Raw genomic sequence first — 14582 nt, 5'->3', positions numbered from 1 at the left:
GGAGGCCGATGAACGCTCCGTAGAGTCACTGATAGGTGACTTGGATACAGAAGATCTGCACCGTTGAGTTCTGTTCCGCGTCGTCCAAGTCGGCAGTCAGGAAGTAGCGGTGCGTCTCATTCGTGATGTCCGCCTGCGCCGGCGGAGTGACGGTGACGTCCAGCACGGTCGTACTGACGAGAACGTCGGGGTCTCCCCCGCTGTTGTCGATCCTGCGGCCCTTCAGAGCCACCGTCAGCGTGCCCGTGCTGGAGTTGTTCTGTCCGGTCACGCGCAACGAATTGATGCGAGAGCCGTCCGGGAGCACGACGTTCATGAAGCCGTGCGCTTCGCTGACGTTGTTCGGTAGCTCCGCCATGTCGATCGCCTGTGCCCAACCCGGCTTGGCCGCATCGGACACGGTGTAGCGGACAAGGACAGGCACGAGCGTGAGGTGTCTCGTCGGTGTGCCCAGCACGTCGAGGATCGGATTGATCTGGTTGTCCGCGAGGCCCGCGAATTCGGCCTCGAGCCGGTGGAAGCGGTTGTTGAGGCCGTCCTCGCCACCTGCCTGGACTCGGTCCTGGTTGTCGATCCAGTCCTTGTGGGTGAACTGGGGCTTGTAGCGGTCAATCATGACGGCCGTCCTTCAGTAGCCGGATGAAGGGGGACGAGAAGGGGTCCGTGACGTGGTAGGTCGGGAAGGTGTAGAGGCGGGGCAGTTCGGTCTCTTCCGGGTCGAGACGGGCCAGCACGCGGAGGCGTTCGGTGCGGCATTCGACGCCGAGGGGGTGGAACCAGTTGAGGACGTTGAGGATCAGGTCGTACTGCTCCTTGGTGATGGTGGCGTCGGGGTTCGAGTCCAGTGCGGGTTTGAGCCTGACCTCGCACTGGTAGGGCCGCAGACCCTCGGTGGGGAGATAGGCCGCCCGGATCCTGACCCGGCCGGGCGTGCGGCCGACGAGCGCGCACACCGGGGCGTCGGGCGTCGTAGGGGCGGCGGCGCCCTGGCCGTTCGGGGTGGAGGACCAAACGAGGACCTCGCCCAGGCCGGTGCCGAGCGGAAGTTCGGTGTCGAGGCGTGGCGGACCGGGCTGGGGTTCGCGAAGCGGCGCGGGGTCGGCGAGGAGCACGGTGCCGCCGTGGCGCGGAGCCATGACGAGGCAGGGCGGGTACGGGGTGCCGGGGGGACTCGTGGCGAGAGCCGTACCGCCTCGGCCCGGGTTGAACACCTGCGGCAGGCGGGCGTCGGTGGCGACGTCGATGAGGTGCACCCGTCCGACCGCCGAGGGCGAACCCTCCGTCGCCACGTACAGCAGCTGCCCGTCATCGCTGAGGCTCAGCGCGGCCGGCGCGGCGCCGGTGGGGAATCCACGGATCTCGGCCTTCAGAGCCACGTCCGGCGGGCGGTAGACCTGGACCGTTCCGGTTCCGTCCGAGCCACCGCCGGGGCAGATCACGTACAGCTTCTTCCCGTCCCTCGTGACCGCGACGGAGCCGGCGTTCGGATCACGGGTGTCGGCCTTCTCGCGCAGGACCAGCCCCGCGCGCTCCACCCGGCACCAGCGGCCGTCGTCCAGGACGGCGAAGAGGGAGGGACTGCCGGCGGCGACCACGAGGGACCGTGGCGCGGCGGGCAGTTCCAGGGAGCCTGCGGGCGCCCCTGTCGTCAGGGAGAAGGCCCGCAGGGTCTTGTCGCCGCAGGCGACGTAGAGCCGGTCGGAGTCCGTCGCCAGCGATCTCGGCAGAGGGCAGGCGATCTCGGGCGGTGTGGTGACCTGGGTCAGCTTCTCCGGGTCGAGGACCGCGATGTGGCCGAGTTGTTCGTGGGCCACGAAGAGGTGTCCTCCGCCGAATGCGAGGGCTTTGGGGAAGGGAGCGACCCGATGCGAGGCGCTCTGTCGGAACCGGGGGGCGGGGCGCCCGGGGATCGCAGTGAGCTCGAAGGAGGTGATCCGGTGTGTGCCCGGCTCGGAGAGGAAGACCCGTGAGCCGTCCGCGGCGAAGCAGGCCTCTGCGGGTTCGGCGGCCGGGGTGACCCTCACCAGGACGGACTGCTCGGCGTCGACCTCCAGCGGGGCGGATTTCCCGGCGGCGTCGTTGCCGGGGACGGTCACGGTGAGTTGCTCCCCGGACGTGACGGCGACCCGCACCGTCTGAGGTCCGTTCGGATCGGAGGCCGGGGGACGGTCGACCCTGATGTGGGCGAAGCCAGCTGCGAAGGCCCGCGCCGCGAGGGCCGATGCGGTCAGCGAAGGGTGTCGGAGACGTAGGGCGCGACCTTGGGCGTGGAGTGCCACGTCGGGGTCTGTCGGGGGTGGGGAGCCCTCGGTCCTCGGGGTGTACGCCGAGAGCACGACGAGCTTCTCGGGGGTGCCTGCGAGCAGGTCGAGGAGCCGGTCGAGGGCATCGGCTGCGACACCTTGCATCAGGCGGTTCCCGGGCTCGGTTCCGTAGTCGACGAGACGCGGTGGCCCGCTGAGGTCGTCGGTGCGTACGCGCAGCGCGCCCGGCGCGAAGTCGTCGGTGGGCGGGCCCGCCGCTGTGACTTCGTCGGCACCGATGCGACCGGCACCGCTGATGCTTTGTCCTGCCCCGAGGGAGTCGTCGGCCAGGCCGATACGGATTCGGCGCGTGCCGCTACCGACGTGACCGCGCCGAACGACCTCGACCCGGACGGAGACGTCGCCGGCGGTGCGAGCGCGCAGGGCGCCGGGCTCGCGAGGTGGGAAGGCGGCGTCGCCGGCTCCCGAGCGGAGGATCGACCATCGGACCCGCGCGTCGCTGAACGGGGAGGGGTCCGGCTCGATGCCGAGGACGAGTGTGCCGCCTTCCGTGACGTCCGGCAGACCGGGGGTGTCGCCCGTGGTGGCCGCGGTGATGCGGAAGACCTCGCCGCGCGGTTGGGCGGCGTAGATGTGGCCGTCCCCCGTGTGCTGGACCCAGCCGAAGCCGGCGGCGTGGGCGAGCGCGCCGAGCCGTTCCGGGGCGATGTCGGGTGTGTGGGTGAGCAGGATGGCGCGCCCGACTCTGTGCAGGCGGGTGGAGGCGGCGTCGTACGCCTTGAGCACGTGCAGTGCCGCGCCCACGGGGCGGTCAAGGGCCGCCAGGCGGACGAGGAGGGCGTCCAGTGCTTGGTCGACGCCGAGTTGCATCCGATGGCTGTCGCCGTCGTCCGCGAACGTCACGCCGGGCTCTGCCGGCCGAGTTATCAGCCAGGCGGGGTCGAAGTCGGGTTCGTCGCGGGTGGCGGTGCCGACGGCGGTCTCCTCGGGCGTGCCGAACTCGCCGTCGGCCGTGACGGACTGGCTCACCGGGAGCACGGTCGGGAGGACACGCAGGGGCAGTCCACCCGTGGCCAGGGTCTTGCTCTGTTCCCGGACCACGAAGGGCTCGTCGTCTCCTGGGGCGATGGTGATCGCTCCGGCTGCCGTGTTCACCGCGGCCTGGAGCCGGTCGGGGGTGGGCAGGAGCCAACTGTGGAAGATCTGGAGCCTGCGACGGTACTGCCGGTCGGCCTCTCCGGTGACGGGGTCGAAGGAGTCGCGGGCGACGCTGGAGATCCGTACCTCTTCGATCAGACCTGTGTACTGCGCGGCGATGTCCTCGTTTCCCCGGGCCTCCGTTCCCCGGCCGATCACGAGCTTGGCGTTGCTCGTCAGCGCGCCGAGGGATGCGTCGGTGACCCGGCGGGCCACTACCTTCCCGTCGACGTGGAGCAGGACCGTGGAGGTGTCGTCGTCACGGGCGAGGACGCCGGCGATGTGGTGGAAGGCGCCGTCGCCGAGGTCGCGGTCGGCGAACAGGTCCACCGCCGTGCTGCCGTCGGAGAGGGAGAAGCGGAGGTTGCGGTCGACGCCGTGGAAGGTGCCCACGGTCAGGGCCCAGCCCTTGTGCTCAAGGGTGTTGAGCTTCTTTCGCTTGGCGACGACTGCCCCGGGGGCGGTCACGCGGTCGGGTCGCACGACCGCTTCGACGGTGAAGGCCGCGGTGGCCGGGAGAGCGAAGTCGGCGGAACTGTCGACGCTGATGAAGCTCTCGTCCGGGCCGAAGCCGAAGGCCCGCGCGAAACGCCCGGTCCTGCCGCTGCGAGCACCGTTGTTCTCCCCCGGCCGAGTGGGCGCGGCGGCATCCACGACGGTGGTCACCTGCACCGCAGTGTCCGGGATTCCGTCCTGGTCGAGCGCTGGGAGGTCGTCGAGGTGGAACAGCGCGATCGTGGCGTCGTCGACCGTGTGGGGCCGGGGCGGGAAGCGGGGTGCGCCCAGGTCGAGGCCGAGGAGGTCGAGGCTGACGCCGTGAGCGGTCTCGGTGTTGCGCTGTTCCCTCACGTCCTGGAAGTGTGCGGCGACGAGTTCGTGTTCGGCGCCCATGATCCAGAGCAGTTTGGCGAGGTTCCCGAGTAGCGCGGTGAGTTCCCAGGTGACGGTCCCGAAGGTGCGGGTGGGAGCGGCCGGATGGAGGGCGACGATCCGCAGCCCGTCGGTGATCTCGTCCGCGCGGCCGGGGATCGGCACGGTCACGGCGCGCCCGGCCGGGTGGCCGGCGGGGATGCGTACGTCCACTTGCTCCTGGTCCATTCCCTTGGCGCGGGTGAAGGAGACCCGGACGGTGAGGGGCTGTGTGACGTCCTGTCGGGGGGCGAGCAGGTAGCGGGGGGAGTCAGGTGGCTTGCCGTAGAGACGCTCGTAGCGGTCGAAGTCGTACAAGGGGACGTTGACCTTTACGCTGCCGGGCACGGGAGCGAGTGGAACAGTCATGCGTTCCATCCCCCGGTCGTACGGAGCGGGGAGGGCCTCCCGCATGACGGCGAGGGCGCCGCCCGGTAGCGGATCGCGGAAGCGGGGCAGTCGGCAGGGCCGTGTCGTGCTCATGTGACCACGACCTGGAGGTCGGCCATGGAGGTGTCCACGGAGAAACGTGCGATCTCGTCGGTTGCGAGTTCCAGGTTCTCGCCCACGGACAGTTCCTGGGATCCGCCGTAGGCACCTCCGCCGTAGTGGATCTGTCCGAAGGCGGGGGCGAAGCGGCGCAGCCGCAGGTTCTGTACGTCCACCACGCCGGCGGCGGTGCGGGCGCTGAGGACGATGTCGGAGTGGAGGACGCCGTGTCCGAGCCGGAGCCGGTTGACCGAGGCCCGTACGGCGTCGACGATCGCGCCTTTGACGGCTTCCCCGTCGTGGCCCGCCTCGATGACGAGGGTGGCGCGTATGCCGACGTCGACCTGGTTGGCCGCGAGGATGTCGGGGAAGACCGACACCGGCCGCCACTGCCGAACGACGTCGAGCACCTCGTCGTACACACCTGGGATGAGTGCCTCGCCGTTGCGCCACGGCCAGCCGGGCTCGGCGGCGACGACGATGTCGAAGAAGTAGGGGGAGCCGGTCTGGCGCTCCCGGGAGAAGGAGCGACTGCCGTAGCGGAAAGTCCCGAAGGTACGACGGGTGGCCTCGACGCCGCCGAGCGGGTCGAAGATCGCCGCGTCCCGCACGCCGTTCACGTCGAGTATCTGGGCGAGCAGTGCTTCCTGGGTCCATACGGTACGGGGGACGCCGAGCAGGCGGGCCCGGTAGACGGCGTCGGATTCACCCACGTCACCGTCGTGGAAGCTCTCTTGAGCGACGGCCTCGATTTCGGCGGCCCCCAGGTTGAGGTTGCGCCGGGCCCATTCGGGGTCGAGTTGCAGCTTGGTGCCGCCGGAGATGTTCCCGTCGGCACCGCGCGCGACGGCCTGGAGCTCTACGGTGGCGCTCTTCTCCTCCGCGGAGAGGAAGACGGCCCGTGTGCTCCGGAAGGCCAGGACGGGTCTGCCGACGGCGGGCTCGGTCACGATGACCGTGCCCTGCGGAACGGCGTAGCGCCGGTCGGCTTGCTCATCCGGGATCGTGATCGTGAGGAAGACGGGGCCGTGCGCCCGCAGTTCGCGGCGGCGCAGGCCCAGGTCGCAGCCGAGCAGGTCGAGACTGGGACCTTGGGCCGTGGTGATGAAGGTGCCGTAGTACTGGGATTCGAGGGCGCGCCACAGTTCGTGGGTGTCGAGGGCCGCGGCGTCCAGAACCTTGCGCAGGGCGCTGCCCGATGTGAGGTCGACGTCGTCGCCGAACATGGCTCGGGCGCGGGTCTGCTGGTCGGCGATGATCCGGTCGATGCCCTTGACGACGAACCCGTCCTCGGCGACGCCGAACCGTTCCTCGGAGGTCATGGGGTCCCCCTTGCTCGGAGGGTGACTGTGGTGTTCGCGACGGTGTCGACGATCGCGTAGACCGCGTAGACCCGTGCCGCGTGCGCGGCGGCGACTTCCCGGCGGTGGGCCTCGGTGTCGAGTCCGGGCAGCAGTTCCAGATAGCGCGGATCGTCGTCGAAGAACACCTCTCGCACGTCGGTGACCCGGAGGTCCGAACTGAGACAGCGGACCAGTTCCATGGTGAGGAACTGCTTGCGGGTGGGCAGGTCTTCGGCGTACGTGGCCATGGCCAGTCGGTCGAAGCCGAACCGGGTGTTGAGCCGGTCGGTGCCCGTCTGGGTGGCGACGCCCAGCTCCAGCGCCTGGCCCAGGGCATCGGCGCCGACGACGAGGGCGAGGTCGTGGGAGCGTCCGTCGAGGACGAGGTCTCCCTCGTCGAGGGCGAGGCTGCGACCGAGGCTGGGGGCACCTTCGGACTGGGCGGAGCCGGAGGCGTACAGGCGCATCGCACCGGCGGCCAGTTCGGATCCGGCCGACGAGACCCGGAAGGCGGTCGCGAGGGACGGGACGGGAGGCGAGGGACCGGCCCTGAGGGAATCACTGGTCTGTCCTCCGGGCCGGTCTCCGGGCAGGAGACCGGCTTCGCCACCGGCGGCGGGAGGTTCCAGCGGCTCGTTCTGGGTCATCAGACGCTCTCCAGCACTGCCTGGCCGGGGTCGGACACTTTCCACTGTCCGGGTCCCTGTCCGCTTGCGGTGACCCCGGACGCCGTGGCCAGCAGGACCGGGCTACCGCCGACCGTCAGCTTCTTCGACCAGCCGTCGGGGGTCGCCGGTGTGATGGCACAGGGTTGGGGCACCCCGGCGGGAGTGGTCGCGGCGCAGGGAGAGATCATGCCCGGCACGGGAGTCGTCGCCGAGCCGAACACCAGGCCGGTCTCCTTTCCCGCGAGGACGACTCCCTTGCCCTTGACGGTGACCCGGGGGTCGCCCACAGCGAGCTTCAGTCTGCCCTGGTGGGTGCATTGGATGATCGCGCCTTGGACGAGTACGAGGGACATCAGCTGATCGCCACCTTTCTCTGACCGATCGTGAGGGTCACGCCCTCGGATTTGAGCACTACGTTCTGTTTTTTCGCGTCCACGGTGACGTTGCCGTCGGAGTCGATCTCTACCGTGGTCCCCGAGGCGTGGGTGATCAGGAAGACTCCGGCGTCCCCTTCGGTCGGGCGCTTGCCGATCTTCGAGCAGGCGTCCTTCCCGATCGCGATCTTCAGCCCGATCGCCTCCACGACCCTGAGCCCCTGCGCGCTGATGAGGTCGTTGGCTGTCTTGCCGGTCGGCTTGGGAGCGTCGCCGATGCTGAGATCGGTGGGCAGACAGAGCCACCAGTCGCCTTCATGCGATTTGGGACGTTCCATCTCCGGATCGTTGGCCCACACGAAACCGGTCACCACGGCGTCGTCGGGGTCGTCCCTGACCTGGTTGAGGAGGGCACGCATGCCCGGGTACACCGGGACCGAAAGACCGACGTTGTGCCAGGCGAACGGTGACACGACGGGCCTGTCGTGCCGTTCTCCCTTCTCTCCGGTGACGGGTAGGTCCACGCTGGGCGAAGCCTTGGCATAGTCGGACACCTGTCCCACCGTCACACTCGCCACCCGCTTCTCCGGATTCGCCCTGTCGATCTGGCCGACGTCGACGGAGGGGGTGGCAGCTGCCCGCTCCTGTGCCTTGCCGGCGATCAATTCGGCGATCGAATGCGGAGTCGCCTTGCGCGCCAGCTCGCTGCGCCGGTGGTTACCGCCCACGCCGCTGTACTCCACGGCGCGGCCGGTGCAGGTGTACCCGTTCTTCGGCGAGAAGGTGTGGGTCAACTGAAGGACGCGGAAGTTCATGAGCGCCTTCTGGTAGCCCTCCACTCCGGCCGCCACCATCTGGCCGGCCCGCAGTGAGGGGACGCCGAGCACCGTGAAGTCGAAGAGCTCCACCTTCTCCGGGTCCGGCTTGTCCGTGACCACGTCCGGCTGCTTGCCGACCGCCTCCAGCTGGGAGGGTTTGAACTCGGCGAGCCGGGCCACGGTCAGCGACTTGTACTCGACGAGACAGTCCTCGGAGAGCATCGCGGCCGCGAGCACCACATCCGGGGGGATGAAGGGGAACCTGCTCTCGCTGGGCGGATGGCTGAGGGTCTCGCCGCACTGGACCGAGCCGTCCTGGACGAGGATCTCGCGTGCGAAGTCGGAGGCCATGCCCTTGAGGAGCGCAAAGGAGTTCTTGCCTGACCGGTTGATCGGGCGCTTGGGGGCGTCGGATTCGTCAGGGCCCACCAGCTTGACCTTGGCGCGCTCGGTGATCTTTTTCGCCGCGTCGTAGGGCGTCGTCTCCTTCTCCGAGAGGGAGGAGCTCGGGGGCATGCTGTCCGGGTCGGTGTGGTTGAGCAACCGGTACGCAGCCTCCTCGAAGCCCGTGAGGCGGATGCCGAGCGGAGGGAAGCGGGTTGCGGACTTGATCCCGTCGACCCTGCCCGACAGGACCTCTTCCCGGCCGGAGGGATCGTCCAGATACCCGAGGCGAATGACGACCTTGACTCCGCCGTCGGGCGCCGGGGCCTTCGCGAGCGCGTCCGTCAGCGCCTCATGGACGGAGAGCGGCAGGTCGTCGAAGGTGATCTCGAACGATCCCGGTTCACCGATCCCGTACTTGACCACGATCTCGGCCTCGGCAAGCACCGACCCGCTGAGGACGTCGTTGGAGATCTTCTGCTGCAGTTTCGGGAACTCGAGCTGGTACCAGAGGATCACTCCCATCGCTGTGCCACCCCGATCACGATCCGGGAGCCGTAGTGGCCCAGTCCATTGAGGTTGCCCCGAGCCACGGTCGCCTCTACGAGCCTGATGGCCAGCGGGCCCGCCTCGTGGACGAGATCCGGCTCGGGAACCAGCTTGCGCAGGAGCAGGACGCGTGGTCCGTCGGGGCCGGGGCCCGCCACCCTGAGCACAAGGTGGCCCGGAGGTACGGGCTGTAGGTCGGGGTTCCTCGGCTGAGGTGTGCGGCTGAACGCCGCGAGGTCGTACAGCGTCTCGGGAGGGTCGTCCGCGCCACCTTCGAAGTTGGCATACAAGGCGAAGTCGTAAGTGGTCTCGCCGACCAGGCACCGGAAGACCTGCGGAAGCCCCGCGTCGGGCTCGATCGGGAGTCGCTGGAAGAGCAGTTCGGCGGTCACAGTCCACCTGCCAGTTGACGAACCGGTCCACGCGTCTTGCTCACGGTGGGGATCGCGACGGTACCGACGGCCAGCGCGAGGTCCATGGCCTCCCCGAGTATGGCCATCAGGCTGGAGCGAGGGACCTGCTCGAGGCTGATGGTGACGTCCACGGCGTCCCGCTTCTGGTTGGACTGGGTGAAGCGCAGGCTGGTGATCTGCATGTCGAGGCTCACGGTCATCCCGCAGACGACGGGCAGCCCGGCCAGCTTCATCAAGGGCGCCGTGGAACCCGCGAGAAAACGCGAGGTGAGCGCCATGGTCTCCAGGCCCTTCTTCGACAACAGCCGTGTCCTGCCGACGAGTACGGCCTCCACACTGATCGTTCGGGTCGTCGGGGCCACGAGCTGCGTCAGACGGCTACCGGCGATCCTCGCCACCTGATAGCCCTCACCGAGGGTCAGGCTGGTGACCGTGAACAGCGGCACCGCGCCGATCAGGACGGGAACGTTGAAACCGGCCGGCATCGTCCACACCTACCTCTCCTGGTCATCCCTCCCGGCCTCCCTTCTTGGGCACGCGCTTCTTCTTTTTCCGCTTCCGCACCTCCTCCTCGACCTCGAGCACCAGTTCGCCATGCACGTCCTCGGCAACCTGAGGAGCGACGCGGGTGGGTGGAGTCGGCTCGACGCGGATGTGCGGTTTCGGCTTGGCCGGCTTGGGGTCGACCCTGACGTGGCCGCCGGCGGCGGCTGCGGCCACCGGGTCGTCTTCGATGTCGATCCGGTAGCGCACGTTCGGATCGGGCTCGGGCACGGACTGCGGCTCGGGGGTCGGGGTCGCGGGCCCGGCGGGCGCGGGCTTGGCCTCGGACTCCGGCTTGACCTCCGCCTGGGGCTTGGCATCGGCCGTGACCTCCGGCTCGGGCTTGGCTGCGGCTTCGGCCCCGGACTTGGCCGGCGCCTCGCTGTCCGACTTGGGCTGGGCTTCAGTCTCGGGCTTGGTTGCGGTCTGAGGCTCGTGCTCGGGCGCGGTCTGAGGCTCGGACTTGAGTGAGGTCTGAGGCTCGGGCTTCGCCTCGGCCGTGACCTTGGCCTCGGCCTCGGTCGTCGCCTTGGCCTTGGCCTTGCGCTTGACCTTGCTCTTGGACTTGGCCTCGGCCTTGGACTTGCCCTCGGTTTTGGACTTGGTCGGCGTCTTTGCCTCGGACTTGGCCTTCCCCTTGCTCGTGGTCTTTACCTCGGCCTCGGCCTTGGGCTTGGCCCCGGCTGCGGGCTTCAGCTCCGGGGCGGGCTCCACCTTCGGTGCCACTTCGGCCTTGGCCTTCGCCTTGGCCTTCGCCTTCTCCGAGGGATGGAGCTTCGGCCCGGACTCGGCCGCCGTCGCGCCCACACCCACCTTCCGGGTCACCCTCGGTGCCCGCTTCCGCTGGAGCGCGTCCCTCAGTCTCTCGATCAGCTCAAGCTGCTCCGCATCGGTCAACCACTCCAGGTTGTGACGGTATTTCTCCAACCACTGGAGGTAAGTCTCATGGGGGGCGCCCACATCACGCGGGAAGTGCTTCCCGTTGAGGAGCTTTTCCTTGATCTCGTTCAGCGCACGGTACGCAGCCTCCGGACCGCCCTCCTTCCTTGCCTCGACCAGCGTCTCCGTCACCCACTTGTAGTAGTTGTCCGTATGCAGCACCTCGTGACGCGTCCAGCCCTGGGGAATGGTGCCCGGATGCAAGCTGCTCTGAGGCAGCATGACGCCGTTGAGGGGGCTGGTAGCAGGGTCGATGCCCACCTCCTCGAGGATGGCCCTGGGCACTTCGGCTTTGATCGACCTCGACGCCGCTTCGTGGTGTGGCACGTTCCCAGGGAGCCCGTGCTGGCCGATGCCCTCCATGGACCGCCTCAACTCGGCCGAGGGCGATTCGGCCACCCCCGTCTTCGACTTGAGCTCGTCGCGGGCGCTGAGCGCCTGCGCCGGTGCCTCATCGACCTCGTGGTGCAGCGCCCTTGCCTCGCGGGTCGTCCGTGCCTGTGCCTCCGCCATGGCCTCGGCGACCTGGCCCTCGGTCGTGTGCTGGGCCTTGGCCAGATCCTCGAACTTCTCCAGGTGCTCCATTGCCTTCGCGGGGTCGGTCTTGGACATGCGGTCGATCTGCCGCAGGGCGTTCTCCATCGCCTTCTTGTCCACTCGCGGGCGCCGCCCGAAACGCTTGCGCACTTCCTTGATCCGCTGCTTGACCGGAGCGCGTTCGACGGCAGTCGCCAAGACGCGGGGCGGTTTGGGGGGCCTGTCCACCCGCCACCAGGCCGCCTTCTTGCCTTGGCTGAGCCCGTCGACGAGCTCTCCGAACTCCACGGCCTTGCCTTCGGCGAGGTACCTCGCACGGGCCCTCTCCAGTTTCGCGAGCTTGGCGTCGAAGGCCTCTGCCTTTCCGGCGGCGCGGGCGTGCATCTGGCCCACCACGGCGATCCCGTACTGACGGACGGCCTCCATGCGCCGGCTGTCCCCGGCCAGCAGAGCGAGCAGCTCCGCTTTCACCTGTGCCTGGGCACCGATCCGGCCGAATCCGATCTCTTCCAGCATCTTCGCGAACCGAGCGCCCTCGCCGTCCTGAAGGGCATCGACGATTCTGGAGACTTCGGCGAGGTCGAAGCCGTCCTTTCCGGTCAGCCGTGCGAAGGTCTGCGCCAGCTCCGGTGTCAGCCCACCCGACTTGGCGCCCAGCACCCGCAGCACCTCGGCCTTCGACTGGAGCTCGGTGAGTACGGGGCCCAGCCGGGGGTGCTCGATCAGCGCCGCAAGGGTGGCGCCCTTGGGTATCTCGACCTCTTGGAGTGCGGCGCCGAGACGGATGCCGTCCTCTTCGGGCAGCATCATCAGCAGTTCCGCCACCGCATGCTCGTCCTTCATGCCCTTCAGTACGGCACTGCCCGCGTGGAGCGCCTCGGCCAACCGGACGAAGCGCGCGGCGATCTGCTCACCCTCGAACACCTTGAGCATCTTGAGGAAACGCAGGATGGCGACGATCTTCTCGATCTTGGCCAGTCCCTCGACCACGGCCTGGATCTCGGTGAGCCAGGTGAGCGCCTCGATGATCACGGCCCACTTGATCCTCATGCGCACCCGTGGGCCGACTCCGAAGATCATGGCGCCGCGCAAGCCGTCGACGAGCGAGCCGGCGGCCTTACCGGCGACCTCTCCGATCTTTTTGATCACCGCGTGCAGACGACGGATCGACTCGGGGTGGCCGTACCCGGCCAGGAAGCAGGTCACGGTGAGCTCGTGGAGTCCCCAGAGCGCCGAAAGGATCTTCTCGGGCTGTGTCAGCATGATCTTCAGGGATTCGAGCATGCCCACGACGAATCCCATGGCCGCTCTGATGGCCTCCTCGATCTCTATCGCCTGCTTGAGGCCGATGACGGCGGTCTGTTCCTGTCCGACGCCACGAGTGAACCCGGCGTCCTGGTGCATCTTCAGGTTGAGCGCCTCAGCGACGAACTCGATGAGCTCCAGCACCGTGAGGGGTTGCCCACCGCCGAACTTCTTTCCGACCACCATGAGGAGGTCCCAGAGATCGCTCCCCATGTCGGCGAAGAGCTGTTCGTACAGGCCCGCAAGGATCAACCGCTCCCGGACCGCCTGCAATTGGGCCCAGCCTTCCAGCGAGAGCATGATCTGGATGATCGCGTGCCGGTGTTCCTCGAACGTCCACGCCTTGATCAGGACCTCGAGATACCTCTCCCTCGTCTTCGTGTCCGCCAGGGCGAACGCCTTCTCGTTCATCTCGCCCAGCTGGGCGGCGGCCTTCTCCAGATCCTCGTCGTTCCCGCCGAGGCCGGATTCCACCAGCCGGTCCAGTTCGGCAAAGGTGAGCTCCTTCAGCTCCTCGGCCGAGAGCCAGAACTCCTGGGCCGACTTGTACATCCGGATCCAGCGTTTGCCTTCGCCCGAGTCTCCCCACAGCCAGCCGCGTTCCTTGGTCCACAGGAGGTTCACCGCGTACCGGTGACCGTCCCGCGCGGCGACGAAGGGAAGGACGCGGAAGCCGGTGAAGGTGTTCACCTGCTGGCCTTCGAGCTCCCATTTCGCCACCGGCGGTCCGATGGTCTCGTTGGTGACGGTGGGTGCGGTGGCCACGGCCAGGAAGTAGCTGGCGGCTGTGCCGAAAGACCCCTCCACGACGGCGAAGGAGCGTGCGCCGAAGAGATAGTCGCCGAGCTGGACAGCGTGAAGGAGGCTGCGGGAGCGCGCGTAGCGGGTCGCCTCGCCCAGCATCACCAGCTGGGTGGCACCGATGACCATCACGGCAGCCCCGTCGACCGGGCTCGGTCCTTCGATGACGCGGGTCTCCGGATCTGCCGCCAACTCCAGTGCTGCTCGGCGCACGTCTGCGAGTCCGCCCGGCACGGACTCGGCCGGGTCCGTCGACTGCTCCCCTACGGGTGTGGTGGCCGTGGCGGGTGCCCCGGGTGCGGTGCCGGCGGGAACAGCGGATGCATTGCCGTCGGCCGGGGGGCTTGTGGTCTTTTCCGTGGTGACTGCCGTCCCGGAGGTCTGTGCTGTGGTCGCCGGCGGCGCCTCAGGTGCCGACGCATTCTCCCCCTGGCTCTGGCTCTCCCCTGGGGCGGACTCGTTCGTCCCCTGACCGGTGCTCTCCTCTCTCTCCTTGCCGTCACCTGCACCTCCCTCGTCGGTGTCGGGCAAGGCCATGGCGAAGGTGAGATGCCCTCGAGCACTGGGAGCCGATGCCACCGGCGACCCGGTTGCCGTCCCGTCGGCGGCCGTCGGCCATCCCCGCCGATGCGTATCGGTCCCCGCGTTCCGGTCGTCCTTCTCGATGGCCTGGGTGATCGCACGGAGCAGCAGGGCCGCCAGCTGCGCTTCGTATCCGGGCCGTTCACCTTTGCAGGTGACGGGGACCGAAGTCGGCAGATGCAGTCGCCGGTACGCCACGCCGTTTGCCGCCGTCTCCGCGGCGGTGACCGGTGTGACCTCGACGGGTGTGATCACGGCGCCGCCCTCGAACGGTCCGCGTCGTCGACCGGGACGATCTCGGGGAAGCCCACCGCGGCTACCTTCGCCCGCGCGAAGGCCAGGCGTGCGATCAGGGCTTGCTCGACCACCTCGCCCAAGCGTTCCAGACCGGCGGGCGAAGGCGTCCCCGTGATCGTGATGGTGATGGGGAAGTGGCAGGTGATCGTGGTGGGCATGTGAACCCTCCG

10 protein-coding genes are annotated in these 14582 nt (G+C 68.6%); all 10 read right to left on the bottom strand.

The window, feature by feature from the left end; genetic code table 11:
* Window positions 1-25 precede the first annotated feature (25 nt).
* The 10 genes from ACZ7G1_RS12385 to ACZ7G1_RS12340 all read right to left on the bottom strand — a co-directional run bounded on the left by ACZ7G1_RS12385 (window position 26) and on the right by ACZ7G1_RS12340 (window position 14570).
* Window positions 26-616 carry a hypothetical protein gene (locus ACZ7G1_RS12385; RefSeq protein WP_470871665.1) on the bottom strand — a complete coding sequence of 197 codons (591 nt, stop codon included), beginning with the start codon at window positions 614-616 and terminating at the stop codon, window positions 26-28.
* A complete protein-coding gene (locus tag ACZ7G1_RS12380; RefSeq protein ID WP_470871667.1) occupies window positions 609-4718 on the bottom strand; it encodes a LamG-like jellyroll fold domain-containing protein in 4110 nt (1369 codons plus the stop codon). Before ACZ7G1_RS12380 ends, ACZ7G1_RS12385 begins: the two co-directional genes overlap by 8 nt.
* Before the next feature lie 131 nt (window positions 4719-4849).
* The gene (locus tag ACZ7G1_RS12375; protein WP_470871668.1) at window positions 4850-6181 is read right to left on the bottom strand and encodes a baseplate J/gp47 family protein; all 1332 of its coding nucleotides are present in this window, start codon (window positions 6179-6181) and stop codon (window positions 4850-4852) included.
* Entirely contained in the window at window positions 6178-6849 is a 672-nt protein-coding gene (locus ACZ7G1_RS12370) for a hypothetical protein (protein ID WP_470871669.1), read from the bottom strand. Before ACZ7G1_RS12370 ends, ACZ7G1_RS12375 begins: the two co-directional genes overlap by 4 nt.
* The gene (locus ACZ7G1_RS12365; RefSeq protein WP_470871670.1) at window positions 6849-7223 is read right to left on the bottom strand and encodes a hypothetical protein; all 375 of its coding nucleotides are present in this window, start codon (window positions 7221-7223) and stop codon (window positions 6849-6851) included. The genes ACZ7G1_RS12370 and ACZ7G1_RS12365 overlap by 1 nt, the downstream gene beginning before the upstream one ends.
* Window positions 7223-8971 (bottom strand): hypothetical protein, encoded by a 1749-nt coding sequence (locus ACZ7G1_RS12360; protein ID WP_470871672.1) that lies wholly within the window; start codon window positions 8969-8971, stop codon window positions 7223-7225. Before ACZ7G1_RS12360 ends, ACZ7G1_RS12365 begins: the two co-directional genes overlap by 1 nt.
* Window positions 8962-9387 (bottom strand): hypothetical protein, encoded by a 426-nt coding sequence (locus ACZ7G1_RS12355; RefSeq protein WP_470871674.1) that lies wholly within the window; start codon window positions 9385-9387, stop codon window positions 8962-8964. Before ACZ7G1_RS12355 ends, ACZ7G1_RS12360 begins: the two co-directional genes overlap by 10 nt.
* A complete protein-coding gene (locus tag ACZ7G1_RS12350; protein WP_470871998.1) occupies window positions 9384-9893 on the bottom strand; it encodes a hypothetical protein in 510 nt (169 codons plus the stop codon). Before ACZ7G1_RS12350 ends, ACZ7G1_RS12355 begins: the two co-directional genes overlap by 4 nt.
* 22 nt (window positions 9894-9915) lie before the next feature.
* The gene (locus ACZ7G1_RS12345; RefSeq protein ID WP_470871675.1) at window positions 9916-14370 is read right to left on the bottom strand and encodes an AHH domain-containing protein; all 4455 of its coding nucleotides are present in this window, start codon (window positions 14368-14370) and stop codon (window positions 9916-9918) included.
* Window positions 14367-14570, bottom strand: a complete 204-nt coding sequence (locus ACZ7G1_RS12340) for a hypothetical protein (RefSeq protein ID WP_470871676.1) — start codon at window positions 14568-14570, stop codon at window positions 14367-14369. Before ACZ7G1_RS12340 ends, ACZ7G1_RS12345 begins: the two co-directional genes overlap by 4 nt.
* Window positions 14571-14582: the final 12 nt, after the last annotated feature.

This window comes from Streptomyces sp. NPDC037273, from assembly GCF_055603625.1.
The sequence above is the reverse complement of the archived record's forward strand: the minus strand, read 5'-3'. Positions and strand labels throughout refer to the sequence as shown.